Below are 19,000 nucleotides of genomic sequence, written 5' to 3' on the forward strand. Positions count from 1 at the left end.
CAGTTATCGTCTTTGTCCCCTAAGTGCGGAAAAATAACTTGTAGTTAACAAGCTGACCTATTACATTTCCATCGGTGAAAAACCTGTAGCAGGTTTGAGTTATCAGCGCCCCGAGCTGGCCTGATCAAAGGGAACTAGGGAGCTGGATGTGGGGTGGTTGAGTCGTTATTTGCGGCTGAGGACTCAGGATTTAGGCAATGCTGATACAGCCTTTTGGCAACAAAGTGTGCTGCGCATCATTATGTTGTCTGGTTTGTGTCTGGTGTCTGTTATCGTGTTCCACAGTTCCTGGCAAGCATGGCAATTAGGCGCTTATCACGTCATCATCATCAGCTCGTTATTTTACGCTGCTTTAGTTTTTGCGCTATTTCTCTCCAAACAACATACAAAGAAAAGTGCTGTGGCTTTGCTGCTGATTGTGGTGATGGCAGGGCTTTGTATTCTGCTGTTTAATGACGATTTTGAAATGGGCAAGCTGGGTATCATTTTTATTTATACCTTGCCGATGATCAGCCTGATGTTTTTTGGTTTCAGAACGGCATTAGTTTTTATGTCGTTAAATTTTATTCCCTTTATTTATCTGCTTCAAAATCAGGCTCCGAATAATTTATTCGGTTTATCCATTACTCTGCCTGCGACTCATAGCTACTTACATGGCTTGTTGTTTTTGTTTTTTAACTTATGTTTACCACTGGCTGCGGCCCGTATTTTCAGCACGTTAAAACGCAGTGCGGGCCAGCTTTCTGAACTGAATCAGAATCTGGCACAAAGCCACAATTATTACGAAGAGTTGTTTGAGCACAATGGTTCAGCCACTGTGCTGGTAACGGCGTCCGGCGATATTATTAAGTCGAATAGTCTGGCCTGTGAGGTGTTAGGACTGGAGGTAGGGCAACAAGCTAATTTATTGTCTTTACTGAATTTTATGCAGGACGGTCAGTTACAAGGGCATTGGCTGAAAGGCAAAGTGGAATGCAAGGTCAAAAGTCGTCCTGATTCCAGCTTAGTGTTAAAACATGTGATGTTAACCCGCTCCGGTCATCATGTGGTCAGTTTGCAGGAAATCAGCGCTTTACGGCAGTTGCAACAACAGTTGAAACAAAGTCAGAAAGTACAGGACAGTTGGCTGCATTACGACAGTTTAACCTGTTTACCTAATATCGCTGGTTTTACCGAGCTGGCAAACTACAAACAAGAGCAGTTAGCGCCGCATGAGTTTGCTCTGGTGGCTATTATCAGACTGCGTCATGTGAAGACTCTGAATCAACAGTACGGTTATGAGTTTGGCAGTCAGTTATTGCAACATTTCTCCAAAGTAGCGAAAGCGGCTTTGCCTTCAGATGCGGTATTAGCGCGGGTGCGGGGGGTGAAATTTGCTCTGTGGCTCAAAGGTGATCTCAATGTGGTGGACCCCAAACAATTAGCTCAGGCTATCGCCAGTCAGTTACCGGTTGAACTGACGGTTGGGCCTTACACTGCTCGTATGAGTTATCAGTTTGGTGTCAGTTTCACTGAGCGACGCGACAATTACAATGCCCAACAACTGATTGAACAGTGTGAGCTGGCTTTGGAGCTTTCTGATCCGAATCAGGTGGTCGGTTTTTATGATCAACAACAAGCTCAGCAATTGGAGCAGGATTACCAGCTGTTAAATGCTTTTCGTGATGCAATACGGCAAAAACACCTGGAGTTATGGCTACAACCTAAGGTCGACCCACAAGGTCAAATTCAAAGCTTTGAAGCCTTAAGCCGCTGGTTTATTGATGGGCAGGCGATAGCTCCTGATAGCTTTGTATTAATGGCAGAACGCCATGGTTTAATGACCATGTTTTCGCGTTTAGTTCTGCAGCAAAGTGTCGGTATCTTACAAAGCTGGCAGCAGCAAGGCCTGTTATACCCCATAGCTATTAACCTCGGAGGACCAGAACTTTTGGATGACAGCTTTTTTGCAGAGCTGATGAGCTTGAGTGCTGACCATCCCTGGCTTACGCGCTACCTGCAACTGGAAATCACTGAAACCAATATTGCCGTGCAGCAACCTTTATTACATAAGCGGTTAAAGGCACTGAACCAGTATGGTTTCAGTATTTCTATTGATGATTTTGGTACAGGCCACTCCTCTTTAAGTCAACTGGTTGATTGCCCGGCTGATACGATAAAAATCGACAGACGTTTTGTCAGTTGTATCCCACAAGACAGCCGTACAGTGCGTATTTTGCATACCACTATTCAATTGGCTAAAGCCTTGAATCTGCAGATAGTCGCCGAAGGGGTCGAAAACGATATTCAGCGCCGTTTCTTGCAAAGCCTGGGGTGTCAGTTGATGCAAGGCTATTTATTTGGCAGGCCAGCCCCCGCCTTGTATTGGGAAAATCTATTGTCGCCTCACTTAAGCTCCGTCACTATTCCAGCGTTGCAACATCAAAACTGACCGCACCAGGATTAGCATAAGGAGACGTCGTTTAGTTTCTGTCTGGTTATCCCAAGCACAGGTTCTATAACAAAGTGACTGAAACAGCGTCGAAATAGCGATAGCCTGAGAGGATCTGCTGCTGCTCCGACTTGCCCCAATGAAGGATTCAAGGCAAAATCGGGCACTTATTCCTATAACTGTGGCGCGCACCACAGCAGCAACAGAGAGTCCGTATGACATCCACTGTATCCCGTCCATGGCAAAAACTTCTGCAACTCGGTTTAGTACCCCAAATTATTATTGGTATTTTGTTAGGTGTGCTGGTGGCGGTTGTTTCGCCTGAACTGGCAAAAAATCTGTCCTTGTTAGGTACCTTATTTGTCAAAGCTTTAAAAGCTATAGCGCCTTTGCTGGTGTTTGTGCTGGTGGCTTCAGCTATTGCCAATAAACAAGCCTCTGAAAGTGGTGGCATTAAGCCAGTGTTAGTGCTGTATTTATTCGGTACTTTTTTAGCCGCAGTGGTCGCTGTACTGCTGAGTTTTCTGTTTCCTACCACCTTAGTGCTGACCGCAGTGCCAGAGGCTATTGTGGCACCTGAAGGTATTAGTGAAGTATTAAAAGCCTTGTTACTGCAGGTGGTGGATAACCCTATTAATGCTCTGATTACCGGCAACTACATCGGCGTTTTAGCTTGGGCCGTAGGTTTAGGTCTGGCCTTACAGCATGCCAGCAAAAGCACCAAGCTGGTGTTCTTTGATTTGTCGCACGGTGTCTCCTCTTTAGTGCGTTTTATTATTCGTCTGGCACCTTTTGGTATTTTGGGTTTGGTGGCCGATACCATAGCAACCACAGGTTTTACAGCTTTAGCCAGTTATGGTCAGTTGATAGCTGTGTTGTTAGGTGCTATGGCGATTATCGCTTTTGTCGTGAACCCTTTGTTAGTGTTCTTGAAAACAGGCTCTAATCCTTATCCGTTGGTCTTTACCTGTTTGCGTGAAAGTGGCGTGACCGCCTTTTTTACCCGTAGCTCAGCTGCCAATATTCCGGTGAATTTACAGCTCTGTGAAAAGCTGAAGTTAAATGAGGAAATATATGGTGTTTCCATACCGCTGGGCGCGACCATTAATATGGCCGGTGCTGCTATCACCATCACAGTACTGACGTTAGCCACTGTAAATACGCTAGGCATAGAAGTGGATTTTGCCAGCGCTATTTTGCTAAGTATGCTGGCAGCAGTTTCTGCTTGTGGTGCGTCAGGCGTGGCTGGTGGTTCGTTATTACTGATCCCTCTGGCTTGTAGCTTATTTGGTATCCCCAACGAAGTGGCCATGCAGGTGGTGGCGACTGGCTTTATTATTGGTGTCATTCAGGACAGCGCTGAAACCGCTCTGAATAGTTCGACTGACGTGGTCTTTACTGCGGCTGTTTGCCAAAGCCAAAAAGTCTGATTATAAAAATGGGGTCAGGCCAAAGGCCGGACCCCATCTGAGTTTCCGCCCGCCCGTTTTTACTTCTGCCCCTATTCCTTTTAGTTATAAGAGATCGATATCCATTATTGTAAAAAAGACGTTTAGACGTCTAATATGCAGGCTCAGATGAAAAAGCTTTGATTGAGGTATCCACTCTAACCAAATCAAAGTGCTGTTTATGTCAAAGTGCTGTCCGTACAGCAGGAGCCCCAAGTGCAGTATTTGCCTATTTTTGCCCAATTGAAAAATCGCCCTGTGTTGCTGGTGGGCGCTGGTCATGTGGCATTGCGCAAGGCCGGTACTTTACTCAAAGCGGGCGCCGTCTGACGGTAGTGGCGACTTACTTTGCCGATGAATTCATCGAGTGGCAGCAACAAGGCAAAGCCACTTTAATTGAAAGCCGTTTTGAAGCTCATCATATCGACGGCCATGTACTGGTAGTCGCAGCGACTGATGATGATGCGGTTAACCAGTCTGTGTTTGAAGCTGCCGATCTGCGTAATATTCTGGTCAATACTGTGGATGACCAGCCCAACTGTAGTTTTATTTTCCCTGCCATTATCGACCGTAGTCCTATTCTGATTGCCATTTCCAGCGCTGGTACTGCACCTGTGTTAGCTCGGCGTTTACGCGAAAAACTCGAAGCTATTTTGCCTGCTCATTTGGGTCCTCTGGCCCAGTTAGTTGGGGCTTTTCGCGACAAAGTAAAACAAAAGATTGATGGTTTTGCCGGTCGTCGTCAGTTTTGGGAGCGGGTATTTGATTCCTCCATTGTGCGTGAAGTGCAAGCCAACCGGCTGGATGTCGCTCAGCAGCAATTAGAAGACTTATTAGAGCGGGAAATACCCACTCAGGGCGAAGTCTATTTAGTCGGCTCTGGTCCTGGTGATCCGGAACTTCTGACCTTAAAAGCTTTGCAATTGATGCAACAAGCGGATGTGGTGGTGTACGACTATTTAGTCTCAGAGCCTATTCTACAACTGGTGCGCCGTGACGCCGAACTCGTCTGTGTAGGTAAAAAAGCTGGCGCCCATTCGGTTGCTCAGGAAGAAACAAATAACTTATTGGTTTCTTTAGCTTTATCAGGTAAAAAAGTATGCAGACTCAAAGGCGGTGATCCTTTTATTTTTGGCCGGGGTGCCGAAGAAATAGAAGTACTATTGCCTCATGGCATCCCATTTCAGGTGGTGCCGGGCATTACTGCTGCCGCAGGGTGCGCCGCTTATGCAGGTATTGCTTTAACTCACAGAGATTATGCCCAGGCTGTGCAGTTTGTTACGGGTCATTGCCGTAAAGATGGCGTGGAGCCGGACTGGCAAAGTTTAAGCCGGCCAAACCAGACGCTGGTGATTTATATGGGCCTGATGAAAGTGGAGCACATTCAGCAGCAGCTATTGGCCGCTGGCCGTGCTGCAACTATTCCTGTAGCTGTGATTGAAAACGGTACCAGAGCCGATCAGCGGGTATTTACCGGCAAGCTCAGCGAACTGGCCAGTTTAGTAGCCCAGCATCAGGTGCAGTCACCGGCTTTGCTGATTATTGGTGAAGTGGTGGCCTTACAGCAAAAATTAAACTGGTTTGGCGACAGGCCTGATCAGCAGGCTCAACAGCCTTTAACCAACAGAATTTAGAAACTTTTTGTTTTAGAACTCTTTTTTAAAGACTTAATGGGAGCAGACCCTATGGGCCAGCCAGTGAAACCTCTGACACACTTACAACAACTGGAAGCTGAAAGTATCCAGATTTTCCGCGAAGTCGCGGCCGAATTTGATAATCCGGTGATGTTGTATTCCATAGGTAAAGATTCCTCTGTGCTGCTGCATTTAGCGCGCAAAGCTTTTTATCCGGGCAAAATTCCCTTTCCACTGTTGCATGTCGATACCCGTTGGAAATTCCGCGAGATGATCGAGTTCCGTGACAAAGTGGCGAAACAATATGGCTTTGATTTGCTGGTGCATATCAATCCGGAAGGTGTGGCCATGGATATGAATCCTTTCACTTATGGTAGCTCCAAACACACAGACGTAATGAAAACTCAGGGCTTAAAACAAGCACTGGATCAGTACGGTTTTGATGCAGCTTTTGGTGGTGCGCGCCGTGACGAAGAAAAATCCCGTGCCAAAGAGCGAGTCTATTCCTTCCGCGACCAACATCACAGATGGGATCCAAAAAATCAGCGTCCTGAGCTGTGGCATACTTACAACGGTCAGGTCAATAAAGGCGAAAGTATCCGCGTATTCCCGCTGTCAAACTGGACTGAGCTGGATATCTGGCAATACATCTATCAGGAAAAAATCGACATAGTACCGCTGTATTTTGCCGCTGTGCGTCCTGTAGTGGAACGCAACGGTACGCTAATTATGGTGGATGATGAACGTATGCCACTGAATCCTGGTGAAGTGCCAGAGCAAAAGCTGGTGCGTTTCCGCACTTTAGGCTGTTACCCACTGACCGGTGCTATCGAGTCTTCAGCCGACAGCCTGACCGGTATTATTGAAGAGATGCTGTTGTCGACCTCCAGTGAGCGACAAGGCCGGGTGATTGACCACGATTCCAGTGGTTCGATGGAAAAGAAAAAACGTGAGGGGTATTTCTGATGTCAGTCGCCAATGAATTAGCAGAAATCGGTATTGAGCAGTATTTAGAGCAGCAACAGCATAAATCGCTGCTGAAGTTTTTAACCTGTGGTTCAGTCGATGACGGTAAAAGTACGCTGATCGGCCGTTTATTGCATGACAGTCAGCAGATTTATGAAGATCAACTGGCTGCGTTACACAAAGACAGTAAAAGCCATGGTACTACAGGCGAAGCTGTTGATTTAGCCTTACTGGTGGATGGTCTACAGGCGGAGCGCGAGCAGGGCATTACCATAGATGTGGCTTATCGCTATTTCTCCACCGATAAACGTAAGTTTATTATTGCCGACACCCCAGGCCATGAACAGTACACCCGCAATATGGCCACAGGCGCCTCGAACTGCGACCTGGCTATTATTCTGGTGGACGCCCGTTATGGCGTGCAAACCCAGACCCGTCGTCATAGTTTTATCTGTTCTTTATTGGGCATTAAGCAGTTTGTCGTCGCTATCAATAAAATGGATTTATTAGGTTTTGACCAGCAGCGGTTTGAGCAAATTAAACAAGAGTACTTGCAGTTTGCTGCGCAGCTGAACGTGCCTTCTATTCAGTTTGTGCCACTGTCAGCGCTGAATGGCGACAACGTGGTGCATAGCTCGACCCAAACGCCCTGGTATCAGGACGGTCCTTTACTGAGTTTATTAGAAAAGGCCCCTGTCACAGGTTTTAACTGGCAAGCTGAAGCCCGTTTGCCAGTGCAGTATGTCAGCCGCCCTAACCTGAACTTCCGTGGTTTTGCCGGGACTATCGCCAGCGGCAGTTTTAAAGTGGGTGATGCTATTGTGGCTTTACCTTCAGGCAAAGGCTCGACTATTAAGTCTATCGTCACTTTTGATGGCGAATGGCAAGAAGCAGTGGCTGGTCAGGCAGTTACTATCACCATCAATGATGAAATAGATATCAGCCGGGGTGATGTGATAGTGCCTGCTGTGCATCATGCGGCGGTATCTAACCGTATTCTGGCCAAAGTGGTCTGGATGCATGAAGAGCCACTGCTGATTGGCAAAAGCTACAACATCAAACTGGCGACAAAAAAGGTCAGCGGTAAAGTCACAGCTATTGCTCACGGCATTGATGTAAATACCCTGGCAGAACATCAGGCCGACAAGCTGGAGCTGAACAGCATAGCGCTGGTCGAGCTGGAACTGACCGAAGCTGTGGTATTTGACCCCTATGCGCAAAACCGCGATACAGGTGGATTTATCTTTATCGACCGTATCAGCAATATCACGGTCGGTGCTGGTATGGTTGACAGCGCTTTGGCTAGCGTTAGCAGCAAAGCTGAATTCAGTGAGTTTGAGCTGGAATTGAATGCCTTAGTGCGTAAACATTTCCCACACTGGCAGGCACTGGATTTAAGCCAGTTGAACAAAGGCTGAGCATGAGTCTGGAACAGTACGGCGTATTCGCTATTCTGGCAGGGTTGATTGCCCTGCTGACCCTAACTCGGCTCTCTGCCGCTTGGGTCTTTGGAGCAGTGGCCGTACTGACTTATCTGACGGATTTACTGGACGTTCAACAGTTTGCCGCCAGCTTTACCGATTCCTCGTTATTAACCCTGGTGTTGTTATTGCTCGTGTCTATAGCGTTGGAGAAAACCCGGTTGATCAGTTGGGTCGGGCAGCAACTGAATAATGGCGGCTTACGTACTGTGCTGACCCGGCTTTGGGTATCGACAGCACTACTTTCATCTTTCACTGCCAATACCGCTGTAGTGGCCAGTTTAATTGGTGCTATTAAACGCAGTCAGAAGTTTGCGCCTAGCAAACTGATGTTGCCTATGGCGTTTGCTGCTACTTTTGGGGGCACTCTCACTTTGATTGGTACCTCGACCAACTTAGTGGTCAACAGCTTCCTGGATAAAGCGGGCTTGCCCTTACTCGAGTTTTTTACCACCACGGCTGTTGGTGCTGGTGTAGTGGTTGCCGGTATGCTGATGATGTGGCTGATTGCTAACCGCCTGCCTGTCACTGAAAAAGCAGCAGACGAAGCGGATCTACCTTACTTTTTGGAAGCTCGTATCAGTGCTGATTCAGTGTTGATTGGCAAGACTATAGGGGAGGCTGGGCTTCGGCATTTACGTAAGCTATTTTTAGCTGAAATAGTGCGGGGTGAACAAAATATAGCCCCTGTTTGTCCGGAAGACAGGCTACAACAAGGCGACGTCTTACTCTTCGCCGGTGATATGGAGTCCGTGGCTTTATTGCAGGAAATTCAGGGCCTGACCTTATATGGTCATCACAGCATGAATGGTCAGGCGCTGGTGGAGGCTATTATCAGCCACTCGTCCAGTTTAAATGGCGTATCACTAAAAGACGCCAAATTCCGCGAGGAATTTGATGCCGTAGTAGTGGCTGTCAAACGTGGTCAGGAGCGCTTACAAGGTGGTTTAGGTTCTATTGTGTTACAAACCGGCGATACTTTATTGCTGGTGCCGGGCAAGAGTTTTCATCAAAACAGTAAACTCACTAAAGAGTTTTTGCTGGTGAATGGCGTGGATTCTGCCACCCGTTTATCTTTGCGTCGTAGCTGGGGCGTATTATCTGCTTTTGTCGCTGTCATTGGTTTATCCATGACAGGCGAATTGCCATTGCTCAAAGGGCTGGTGTTATTGCTGATAGGTTTAATGGCAACAGGCATCATCAGCTTGCAGGAAGTCAGGCGACGTTTTCCGTTGGATATAGTGTTGATTGTCGGTGGTGCGCTGGTGCTATCACAGGCTATGGAGAATACTGGCGTATCCGAGCTCTTGGGACAGGGCTTATTGCAGGTCTTTACCGGCTATCATTTATTCTGGGCTTTAGCTGCTTTGTATTTTTTCACCCTGATACTGACTGAGCTGATGTCCAATAACGCAGCCGCTGCTTTGGCTTGTCCTTTGGCTATCAGTTTGGCCAAAGCCTTTGGGATAGATCCTACGCCTTTGATTATGGCGGTGTTGTTTGGTGCCAGTGCCAGCTTTATCTCGCCCTGGGGTTATCAAACCAACCTGCTGGTGTATACAGTGGGTAACTACAAATTAAGCCAGTATGTCAAAGTAGGTTTGCCCATGGCACTGGCCTATTCGATAGCCGTATTGGCATTAATACCTCTGTTTTTCCCTTTTCAGTCGCTGTAAGGAATTTTTATGAGTCAGGTCGTTTGGCAAAACTATCAAATCAGCCGCGCCGATCGTGAGCAACAAAACGGTCATCAGGGTGTTGTAGTGTGGTTTACCGGATTAAGTGGCGCAGGAAAATCGACAGTGGCCAACGCATTAGAGCAGGAACTGGTAAAACGTAAAGTACATAGCTATTTGCTGGATGGTGACAATGTGCGTCATGGTCTCTGTGCTGATTTAGGCTTTAGCGAAGCTGACCGTACTGAAAATATCCGCAGGGTAGGTGCAGTCGCAGGTTTAATGCTCGACGCTGGTTTAGTGGTGCTCAGTGCCTTTATTTCACCTTACCGAGCACAACGCCAGGCGATAAAAAATAGCCTGCCGGAGGGCAAGTTTTTAGAGATTTATATCGCAACTTCTTTAGATGTGTGCGAGCAGCGTGACGTCAAAGGTTTGTATCAAAAAGCCAGACGGGGTGAAATCAGCCATTTCACTGGTATTTCTGACCCTTATGAAGCACCGGACCAACCGGATTTAACCATAGATACGGCGCAACAAAGTCTGGAACAAAGTGTCGAACAACTGATTGCCTTACTGACGGAAAAAGGAGTGCTGAGCTGATGTTGCCACTGACACAGGATTTACTTGAACAAGTAAAAGCCATTGCCATTGCTGCTGGCGAGGCGATATTGGCTGTGTATCAGCGCGATTTTAGCGTTGAGCAAAAAGACGATGATTCGCCTTTAACTGAGGCCGATTTAGCAGCCCATCATCTGATTTTGTCTGAACTGACGAAGTTAACGCCTGCTGTGCCTGTGTTATCCGAAGAGGCGGCAGATATTCCCTGGTCAGAACGCAGCGCTGGACAGAATACTGGCTGGTGGACCCTTTAGATGGCACCAAAGAGTTTATTAAACGCAACGGTGAATTCACTGTGAACATCGCTCTTATTCAACAAGGTGAGCCTGTGTTGGGGGTTATTCACGCACCAGTGCTGGATAAAACCTATGCCGCAGCTGAAGGTTTAGGTGTCACCCGGCAGCAACATGATTTAACCGAAACGATCCGAGTCGCTGTCACGCCCGCAGCGGGCGAAGTAGTCAAAGTTGTAGGCAGTCGCAGCCACTACAGCGCTGATGTTGAGGACTATTTAAGTCGCTTCCCCAAACACGAACTGATAGCCGTTGGCAGCTCGCTGAAGTTTTGCTTAGTGGCCGAAGGCAGTGCGCATTTATACCCACGTTTTGGTCCTACTATGCTGTGGGATACAGGCGCAGGTCATGTGATTGCCAAAGTGGCCGGGGCTCATATTGAATATCAGGGCATAGAAAATCCGGCTTATCACAGAGAGCAGCTGAAAAACCCGAATTTCCTGGTCAGTGCCTTATAGTTCAGTGAGTTAAGCTAAATACTACAAAATAACACTGTTCTGTCTCACCAAAGCAGCCGATAATGTGTGTGCCAGTCATCTGAATCGCGGTGTCAATAGACGGGCGGGTACAAGACCCGCCCTCCTACAGCTGGATCTGCAGGTTACTTGGGTATATAGGCTTCTGAGGTGGGTATGAATCTGTTAAGTCGGTTGCATAAGGCGCCGATCCGGGTGTTGCGATTACAACGGCGTAAAAGTATGTCGCGTATTCGCTTTAGCATGATCCGGCTTCGCATGGCTTTGTCGCAGGAAACCGATGAAACCAGACGCATGCTGGTGATTTATCAGCGTTCGTTACAAGGCAAAGCGACACAAGCGGAACTCAGGTTTGCTAATCATCAACTGGTGGATGTATTAAGAGCAACTGGCTTAGGCATCTTTGCTGTGCTGCCATTTGCCCCCATTACTATTCCTATTCTGATTAAACTGGGCCGTAAGCTGGGCATTGAAGTGTTGCCAAGCTCTTTTCAGCCTAAAGCGGAGAAAACGAAAAAACTACCGGATTACGAGTCTTAGCCGTAGCAATCAACTCTTTGAACTTCTGAACTTTTTCAGCAACTGGTCCTGCTCAAACCACACCACAATAATCAGTGATAGTGCAAAAGGGATCAGCAGATAAAACAAGCGGAATACCAATAAAGCAGCAATCACATCGGCCGGATTGACATCGGGTAAAGCCAGCAAAAACATTACCTCCAGCACACCTAACCCACCCGGCGCATGCGATAACAAGGCCGCAGAAAAAGACGCCAGGAATATACCCAACACCATAAAATAACCCGGGTTACTTTGCTCTGGCAGGGCGTAATAAATAATGGCGGCTGCAGCTAATAACTCCAGCGGCGCTACCACTAACTGACGGCAAATCAGCGAGAAACGTGGGTATTCCAGCTTTAGTTTCCATAAATCAATGCAACGTCTTTTCATAAAGCTGCCCCACAAATACAGAGCAACTAAAGACAACATCCCGACACCAAGCAATACTGCCACCCATTCGGGCAAAGCGCTGTGGAAGTGAGCTGGCAAACTGGGTTCAACCAGTAAAACAACACCACCAAGCAAGATAGTGCCCAGGGCGAAAGTGAAGGAACAAAACGCTACCAGAATACCCACTTCGCCTGCCGTTAAGCCCTGAGAACGGTAAGCACGATAACGCACTACGGCACCGGAAAATACCGACGCACCCAGGTTGTGACCTATGGCGTAAGCAGTGAAAGAGGCAACAGAAATAAAGGTCCAGGATACTTTCTTGTGCAGGTGAGATAAAGCCAGCCGGTCGTAACCCGCTAAGGCGACATAAGCAAAAACGGTCGCCAACGCGGCCATCAGCCAGCCATGCAGAGAAATGGCTTCCAGGCTGAGCACTACGTCGTCATAGGAGATATCTTTGAGCTGCTCAAGCAGCACATAGACTGAAAATGCTACAGCGGCCAAACCTAACAGCGGCCAGAAGTAGTCTTTTTTTATCATCATTTCTATCCTTGTCTGATCGCTTGTTTTCGCGTTGCGGCGAAAGAGGCAACACAACCATGACGTTTCTTGCAGGAGCTGGCCGTTAACAAAGCTGCAGCTGCTGATTCTAAAGGTATATCTCAACATTCACAGCATGCTTTGGCAAGCTAAGCCGTGTTTTTCCGTGATTACATGCTTAAAACTACAGCAAAACCGGCACTTCGGTCTAGCGAGGCCGGTATCGCGTATCTGGGATTAACTACCTTTAATTGTCATCACCGCCACTATGGCAATCAGTACAGGGGAGACTATGGCCGCCAGTAACCAGTACACTTTTTGCACTGCGCCTGGTACTTCGCCTGCCAGTATAGTCTTAATTTGTGGCCAGACGCGCCAGCCAACAAAAGTAGCAGCAAACATACCACCTAATGGCATCAGCACATTGGATGCCATAAAGTCCATTGCATCAAAAGGAGTTTTTCCGAAAATTGTAAAGCTTTCCATGCCGCCACCAAAAGACAGAGCCGCAGGAATACCCAGCACTATATAGTTCACTATAGCTACCAGAATAGTGGCAATTTTGCGATCCATGCCATATTCATCAATCAGGAAAGCCACAACAGGTTCCAGAATTGAAATGGAAGAGGTCACAGCTGCAAACAATAGTAAACAGAAGAAAATGAGCGCTAACACCTGACCACCCGCCATTTGGGCAAAAAGTGCCGGCATAGTAATAAAGGTTAAACCAGGACCTGCAGCAGGGTCGACGTCAAAGGCAAAGACGGCAGGTAAAATCATTAAACCGGCTAAGACTGAAGCCATAGTAGCTAAACCCGCAATCCATAAACCTGCGTTCACTACTTTAGTTTCAGGACTTAAATAGGAGCCATAAGCCACCATTAAGCCAGCGCCTACAGACAACGAAAATACGGCTAACCCCAAAGCGTCCAGCACCATTTTAATACTGAGTTTGCTCCAGTCCGGGGTAATAAAATACATCACGCCTTCGATAGCGCCAGGTAAAGTCAAACTGCGCCACACCATCACCAGCATCAGTGCAAACAAAGCAGGCATCAGAATTTTACAAATACGTTCAATACCAGCCTGTACCCCTGCAATCACGATCACTGCGGTGATCATCATAAATAAAGCAGTATAAATAAGTGAGGAGGTTGGGTTGGCAATAAAGTGAGTAAAAGTATCACTTAATACTTTGGCATCAGTGGTCAGTACTGTGCCTTGTATGGTTTGCACAATATAGGCGATGGTCCAGCCTCCGACTACACAGTAGAAGCCCAGAATTAAAAACACTCCGAGTACAGAGAGCCATCCGGCCACATGCCAGTAACCTTTACCTAAAGCCCGATACGCAGAAGTAGCAGATTTTTTAGCGGTGCGGCCTATCATCATTTCGGCCAGTAACATCACCACGCCCACTGAAAACACACAAGCCAGATACACTAATAAAAATACGCCGCCGCCGTTGGCTCCTGCAACATAAGGGAATTTCCAGATAGCGCCAAGGCCGACTGCCGAGCCCGCTGCCGCTAATATAAAGCCGATACGCGAACCCCAGCTGCCGCGTGTTGTAGAGTTAGTCATGCTTATCTCTTATTTAGTTATAGTTTTTGCTTTTTATCTCTGCAGACCTATAGATACAGACAGCTCTAGTCCGGAAGTCACAGAAGTTACACCTTGGTGTGCAGCAAGATAGAGGAAATCTGTGTCAAAAAGCAACCAAAAATCCGTCGCTGTCATTAATCTATCGTTAAACTCAAGTAAAACATTGAACGAAAATGACGGATAGACCGTTCTATAGTAAGTAAGAGCAGTTTGACCGGGAGTCACTAATGCGTTTTAAACTATTATTCTGGATTTTCATCATGGCCTGTAGTTTAACTTTTGGCCTCGCCAAAGCCTCTGCCCGCACCAATAGCGTTGAGTTTCCTGCGGGTTTACCCTGGTTAAATGTGACTGAACCACTCACCATGCAGCAATTAAAAGGCAAGGTGGTGTTACTGGATTTTTGGACTTACGGTTGCGTCAACTGTATTCATGTCATTCCCGACCTGCACAAGCTGGAACAGAAATATGGCAATAAGCTGGCTGTTATTTCTGTGCATTCTCCAAAGTTTGACAACGAAAAGCAGCTAAGCACTCTGACCTCCATAGTGCGCCGTTATGGTATGCAGCACGCCGTGGTCAATGACGTTGATTTTCAGCTATGGCGTGCTTATGCGGTGCGGGCATGGCCTACTTTTGTGCTGATAGGCCCTGATGGTAAATACGTGGGCCAAACCTCAGGCGAAGGCCGTTATGACGTGTTGGATCAGGCGATAGAGCAGTTGCTGGCTGAGTTTAAAGGTGAGCCTAACCTCAAACCATTACCTGTCAAGCTGTTAGATCCGCTTAACACTGTATTAGCCGCGCCGGGCAGTTTGACAGTGGATGAGCGTTATATAGCGATCAGCGATACGCTGCATAACCAAATTGTGCTGCTGGATCATCAGGGCAAACTGGTGAAACGTTTAGGCTCTGGCATAGCTGAACTCAAAGATGGTCACAGCGACAGCAGTGCTTTTTCATCGCCTCAGGGGTTAGTGCTGACCGAAAATGCTTTGTATGTGGCTGATACTGGCAACCACGCTATTCGTCGTATCGATTTAACCAGTTTTCTGGTGACGACTATTGCAGGTAATGGCGAACTGGCGCAGGGCCGTTTAGTGCCAGGTTCAACACCAACTGAAGCATCGCTGCGTTCCCCCTGGGATTTAGCTTTGGATAAAACCACGTTATATATCGCTATGGCAGGCAGCCATCAAATCTGGACTCTGGATTTGCAAAGCTCACAACTAAAAGCTTTCGCCGGTACCGGACAAGAAGCGCTGCTGGATGGCAAACGCGTTGATGCCGCTTTTAACCAGCCCAGTGGTTTAGCTTTACGAGGTGATAAATTATGGGTAGCCGATGCCGAAGCCAGTGCCATCCGACAAATTGATTTAAGTTCTGGCAAAGTCGAGACTCTGGTCGGGCAGGGGTTGTTCGAGTTTGGTTTAAAAGATGGTGGTTTTAAAAGGGCGTTGCTGCAACACAATAAAGACGTAGTGGTGTTGGATAAACATACTCTGCTGTCGCCGATACCTACAACCATAAAATCAGATTGCTGGATTTAGACGAGCAGCAAGTCATGACCTTAAGTATAGGCACTGAACTGAACGAGCCGGGTGGTTTGGCTGTGTTTAACGGTGAACTTTATATAGCGGACACGAATAATAACAGAATAGTACGCTGGCACCTGAAGGATCAAAAGTTAACTGAAGTACTAGTACCTGCAACGGCAAAACTGGAGTCTGCCCCCTGATCTGGTTACACTGGAAATAGAAAATCCAGGAAATTCAATATGCGTTTAGATAAGTTTATTTGTGATTGCACCGGTCTGACCCGCAGTCAGGCCGGCAAGGTAATACGGCAAAAACTGGTGACAGTCAATGGCGAACTGGCCAAACAGCCAGCCTTGCAACTGAAAACTACTGACAAAGTCTCTTTGGATGGCGAAGAGTTAGAGCTGATTGGGCTGCGTTACATCATGATGCACAAGCCTGCAGGTTATATTTGCTCAACCGACGATCCAGACCACGATACTGTATTTGCCTTAATGGATGAACCTTTAATGGAGCGCTTACATACAGTAGGCCGTCTGGATTTGGATACCACAGGTATGGTGCTGATCACAGACGATGGTCAGTGGTCGCATAAAATCAGTTCGCCTAAACATCATTGTGCTAAAACCTATCGTGTCTGGCTGGCCGATCCTGTGCCTGAATCTGCGATAGCACAGTTTGCAGAAGGTATTATGCTGCGTGGTGAAAAAGACTTAACCAAGCCAGCAGAGTTGGTGATTGTCGAGCCACATCAGGCGTTGTTGACCATTAGCGAGGGGCGTTACCATCAGGTCAAGCGCATGTTTGCTGCTATCGGCAATAAAGTAGAGAAGCTGCACCGCGAACAAATCGGCGCTCTGCCACTGGACCCGGATTTAGAGGAAGGTGAGTACCGTTATTTAACTGACGAAGAAGTCGCTTTGTTTCGTTGAGTTAGTGTAAGCAATAAACAGAGTAGCCCCAATTCCAACGAGGGCTACTCTGTTATTGAGCTAGGGGCGGACCATAGCAGATTGCAACTGCACTGTGTCGGTCAGGCGAAATGTTGCCTGATTTGATGCGGTTGAATCCGTGCCAATAAATAGATTAAATTCTCCGGCTTCTGCGACATACGCCATATCCAGATTGTAAAAGGCTAAATCTGCGGCTTTGATACTGAATTGCACAGTTTTACTTTCCCCCTTATCGAGCATTACTTTTTGGAAACCTTTCAGCTCGCGCACAGGGCGGGTAACAGAGGCTGTTTTATCCTGGATATACAGCTGCACCACTTCTTCACCCGCCCTGTCACCTGTATTAGTCACATTGACTGATGCCGTTATTTCTCCAGTTGGGGTCAGTTGTGCTGAGTTCAAAGTCACAGCGGAGTAACTAAAACTGGTATAACTTAAACCAAAGCCAAAAGGGTAAAGTGGCTGATTAGACGAATCCAGGTAACGGGAGCGGTACTTTTGTTCCGGACCTTCAGGTTCGTAAGGCCGTCCGGTGTTTTTCATATTGTAATAAATAGGGATTTGCCCCACGTGACGTGGGAAAGTAACAGGTAACTTACCTGCAGGGTTATAGTCGCCGTAAAGCACGTCTGCAATAGCATGACCGCCCTGAGTTCCCGCATACCAGGTGTGTAGTATTGAATCGAGATTGTCGTTCGCCCAGTTGATGGTCATAGGACGGCCACTCATCAAGACTAAGACAATGGGTTTACCAAGCTTTTTCAGCTCTTTCATCAGGGCATCCTGAGTGCCAGGGAAGCCCAGTTCAACCCGGCTAGCCGCTTCTCCTGTCATATCCCACTTTTCGCCCATAGCCAGAATGATGACATCCGCTTTTTTAGCTGCAGCTATAGCTTCAGCAAAACCAGACTGGTCTGTATCAGTAAATTCGTAACCTGCACCCTTGGCATAATGGATAGGGGTATCAGGCCCTAATCGCTCGACTAAGGCTTCACGTAAAGTCACGGGTTTAGTGGCACGGTCACCTGCTGCGGACCAGGAGCCAATCATATCGGCCTTAGAATCGGCCAGAGGTCCTATCAAGGCTATAGATTGTTTGGCTGATAAAGGCAGAACTTTGTTTTCATTTTTCAGCAATACAAAAGATTTACGGGCGCCATCACGGGCTGCCTCCAGATGTTCAGCTTTGTAGACCTGGTTTGCCTGACGTTGCTCATCCGAATAACGGTAGGGGTCTTCAAACAAGCCTAGTTTGTATTTCATTTCCAGAATACGACGTACAGCCTGATCCAGTTGTGCTTCTGATACTTTTCCCTGTGCCAATAGTTCCGGCAGGTGTTGGCTGTACACAGCGCCTTGCATGTCCATATCTACACCGGCGTTGATCGCTAATTGCCCTGCCTGAGCTAAATTTTCCGCTATACCATGAGGCACCAGTTCATTGATGGAGGTGTAATCCGTCACCACAAAACCATCAAAACCCCAACGATGTTTCAGGATATCCTTGATGAGATACTGATTTGCGGTCGCTGGCACACCATTCAAATCGTTAAAAGCTGTCATAAAACTAGCGACCCCTGCATCTACCGTGGCTTTAAAAGGCGGCAGATAAGTTTCCCAGAGTTCACGTTCCGACATATCTGTCGAGTGGTAATCGCGACCAGCCTGAGCCTGACCATAAGCGGCATAATGTTTGGCGCAGGCCAGCACTGTGTCTGTCGCTTTTAAATCGTCGCCCTGAAAACCATGAACTCTGGCTTTAGCCAATTCGGTAGCGAGAAACACATCTTCACCTGAACCTTCAGAGATCCGGCCCCAACGCGGGTCGCGGCTGATATCGACCATGGGTGCAAAAGTCCAGTGTAAACCTTCAGCAGAAGCTTCGGTTGCCGCAACTCTGGCACTTGCTTTCACAGAGGCCAGATCCCAGGACGCGGCTTCACCTAAAGAAATAGGAAAAATAGTGCGGTGGCCATGAATAACGTCATAACCAAAAAGCAAAGGAATGCCGAGGCGGGTTTGTTCTACTGCTAACTTCTGCAGGTCACGGGTAAAGCTTGCTGTATAGGCATTAAATACAGCTCCTACTTTGCCCGCTTTTATCTGCTGCTGATAATCGGCGGACAAGGTTGGGCCAGTTTTATCCCAATCACTGCTGAGTAAATTCAGCTGGCCGACTTTTTCCTCAATGGTCATTTTGCTGATCAGCTCATTGATAAACTGATCCATAGTCTTTTGTTCTGAAGAAACCGCAGCTGAAGAGCCCTTGGCTTGTTGCTGAGCTGAGCCTGTTGTTTGCTGCATTGTGCTCGGATTACAAGCGCTCAGAGCTAATGCCAGAACCACAGCACTGGCGATTTTTGAATAGGTGATCAATGTCATCT

At 47.4% G+C, this 19,000-nt stretch carries 14 protein-coding genes and 1 pseudogene; 12 read left to right on the forward strand and 3 right to left on the reverse strand.

Annotated elements, in window-relative coordinates; all coding sequences use genetic code 11:
* Positions 1-148 precede the first annotated feature (148 nt).
* The 9 genes and pseudogenes from WH43_RS02285 (at position 149) to WH43_RS02325 (ending at position 11,566) form a co-directional block, all read left to right on the forward strand.
* Entirely contained in the window at positions 149-2,431 is a 2,283-nt protein-coding gene (locus tag WH43_RS02285; RefSeq protein WP_152342764.1) for a GGDEF domain-containing phosphodiesterase, read from the forward strand.
* Between the two features lie 215 nt (positions 2,432-2,646).
* On the forward strand, positions 2,647-3,861 hold the full coding sequence (gene sstT, locus WH43_RS02290) for a serine/threonine transporter SstT (RefSeq protein ID WP_053423048.1): 1,215 nt from the start codon (positions 2,647-2,649) through the stop codon (positions 3,859-3,861).
* 158 nt (positions 3,862-4,019) lie between these two features.
* On the forward strand, positions 4,020-5,513 hold the full coding sequence (cysG, locus tag WH43_RS02295) for a siroheme synthase CysG (RefSeq protein WP_286049404.1): 1,494 nt from the start codon (positions 4,020-4,022) through the stop codon (positions 5,511-5,513).
* A gap of 51 nt (positions 5,514-5,564) precedes the next feature.
* Positions 5,565-6,479: a sulfate adenylyltransferase subunit CysD gene (gene cysD / locus WH43_RS02300; RefSeq protein ID WP_053423049.1), complete on the forward strand. Its 915-nt coding sequence runs from the start codon at positions 5,565-5,567 to the stop codon at positions 6,477-6,479.
* Positions 6,479-7,897 carry a sulfate adenylyltransferase subunit CysN gene (gene cysN, locus WH43_RS02305; protein WP_053423050.1) on the forward strand — a complete coding sequence of 473 codons (1,419 nt, stop codon included), beginning with the start codon at positions 6,479-6,481 and terminating at the stop codon, positions 7,895-7,897. The genes cysD and cysN overlap by 1 nt, the downstream gene beginning before the upstream one ends.
* 2 nt (positions 7,898-7,899) lie before the next feature.
* Positions 7,900-9,636 (forward strand): SLC13 family permease, encoded by a 1,737-nt coding sequence (locus WH43_RS02310; protein ID WP_053423051.1) that lies wholly within the window; start codon positions 7,900-7,902, stop codon positions 9,634-9,636.
* Positions 9,637-9,645: 9 nt separating this feature from the next.
* Positions 9,646-10,239, forward strand: a complete 594-nt coding sequence (gene cysC / locus WH43_RS02315; RefSeq protein ID WP_053423052.1) for an adenylyl-sulfate kinase — start codon at positions 9,646-9,648, stop codon at positions 10,237-10,239.
* Positions 10,239-11,008: pseudogene (cysQ, locus tag WH43_RS02320) on the forward strand (3'(2'),5'-bisphosphate nucleotidase CysQ). The gene cysC and the pseudogene cysQ overlap by 1 nt, the downstream one beginning before the upstream one ends.
* A gap of 174 nt (positions 11,009-11,182) precedes the next feature.
* Positions 11,183-11,566 carry a hypothetical protein gene (locus tag WH43_RS02325; RefSeq protein ID WP_053423053.1) on the forward strand — a complete coding sequence of 128 codons (384 nt, stop codon included), beginning with the start codon at positions 11,183-11,185 and terminating at the stop codon, positions 11,564-11,566.
* 9 nt (positions 11,567-11,575) lie between these two features.
* Here WH43_RS02325 and WH43_RS02330 read toward each other — a convergent pair whose 3' ends face one another.
* Together WH43_RS02330 and WH43_RS02335 are read right to left on the reverse strand one after the other, a co-directional pair.
* Positions 11,576-12,523, reverse strand: a complete 948-nt coding sequence (locus WH43_RS02330) for a lysylphosphatidylglycerol synthase domain-containing protein (protein ID WP_229670319.1) — start codon at positions 12,521-12,523, stop codon at positions 11,576-11,578.
* Between the two features lie 234 nt (positions 12,524-12,757).
* Positions 12,758-14,104, reverse strand: coding sequence for a sodium-dependent transporter (locus WH43_RS02335; protein WP_053423055.1), 1,347 nt, complete (start codon positions 14,102-14,104; stop codon positions 12,758-12,760).
* Between the two features lie 248 nt (positions 14,105-14,352).
* On the opposite strand from WH43_RS02335, the gene WH43_RS02340 reads away from it, so the two are divergent.
* Genes WH43_RS02340 through rsuA form a run of 3 tightly spaced genes read left to right on the forward strand, consistent with a single transcriptional unit; the run spans position 14,353 to position 16,595 of the window.
* Positions 14,353-15,675, forward strand: coding sequence for a thioredoxin-like domain-containing protein (locus WH43_RS02340; protein WP_286049405.1), 1,323 nt, complete (start codon positions 14,353-14,355; stop codon positions 15,673-15,675).
* Positions 15,676-15,689: 14 nt separating this feature from the next.
* On the forward strand, positions 15,690-15,863 hold the full coding sequence (locus tag WH43_RS20230) for a hypothetical protein (RefSeq protein WP_286049406.1): 174 nt from the start codon (positions 15,690-15,692) through the stop codon (positions 15,861-15,863).
* 39 nt (positions 15,864-15,902) lie between these two features.
* The gene (gene rsuA / locus WH43_RS02345; protein ID WP_053423056.1) at positions 15,903-16,595 is read left to right on the forward strand and encodes a 16S rRNA pseudouridine(516) synthase RsuA; all 693 of its coding nucleotides are present in this window, start codon (positions 15,903-15,905) and stop codon (positions 16,593-16,595) included.
* Positions 16,596-16,655: 60 nt separating this feature from the next.
* On the opposite strand, the gene bglX is transcribed toward rsuA, so the two are convergent.
* Positions 16,656-18,998 carry a beta-glucosidase BglX gene (bglX, locus tag WH43_RS02350; protein ID WP_152342765.1) on the reverse strand — a complete coding sequence of 781 codons (2,343 nt, stop codon included), beginning with the start codon at positions 18,996-18,998 and terminating at the stop codon, positions 16,656-16,658.
* Between the last annotated feature and the right edge of the window lie 2 nt (positions 18,999-19,000).

Source organism: Rheinheimera sp. KL1 (genome assembly GCF_001275035.1).
In the GTDB taxonomy this organism is placed as follows: Bacteria; Pseudomonadota; Gammaproteobacteria; order Enterobacterales; family Alteromonadaceae; genus Pararheinheimera; species Pararheinheimera tangshanensis.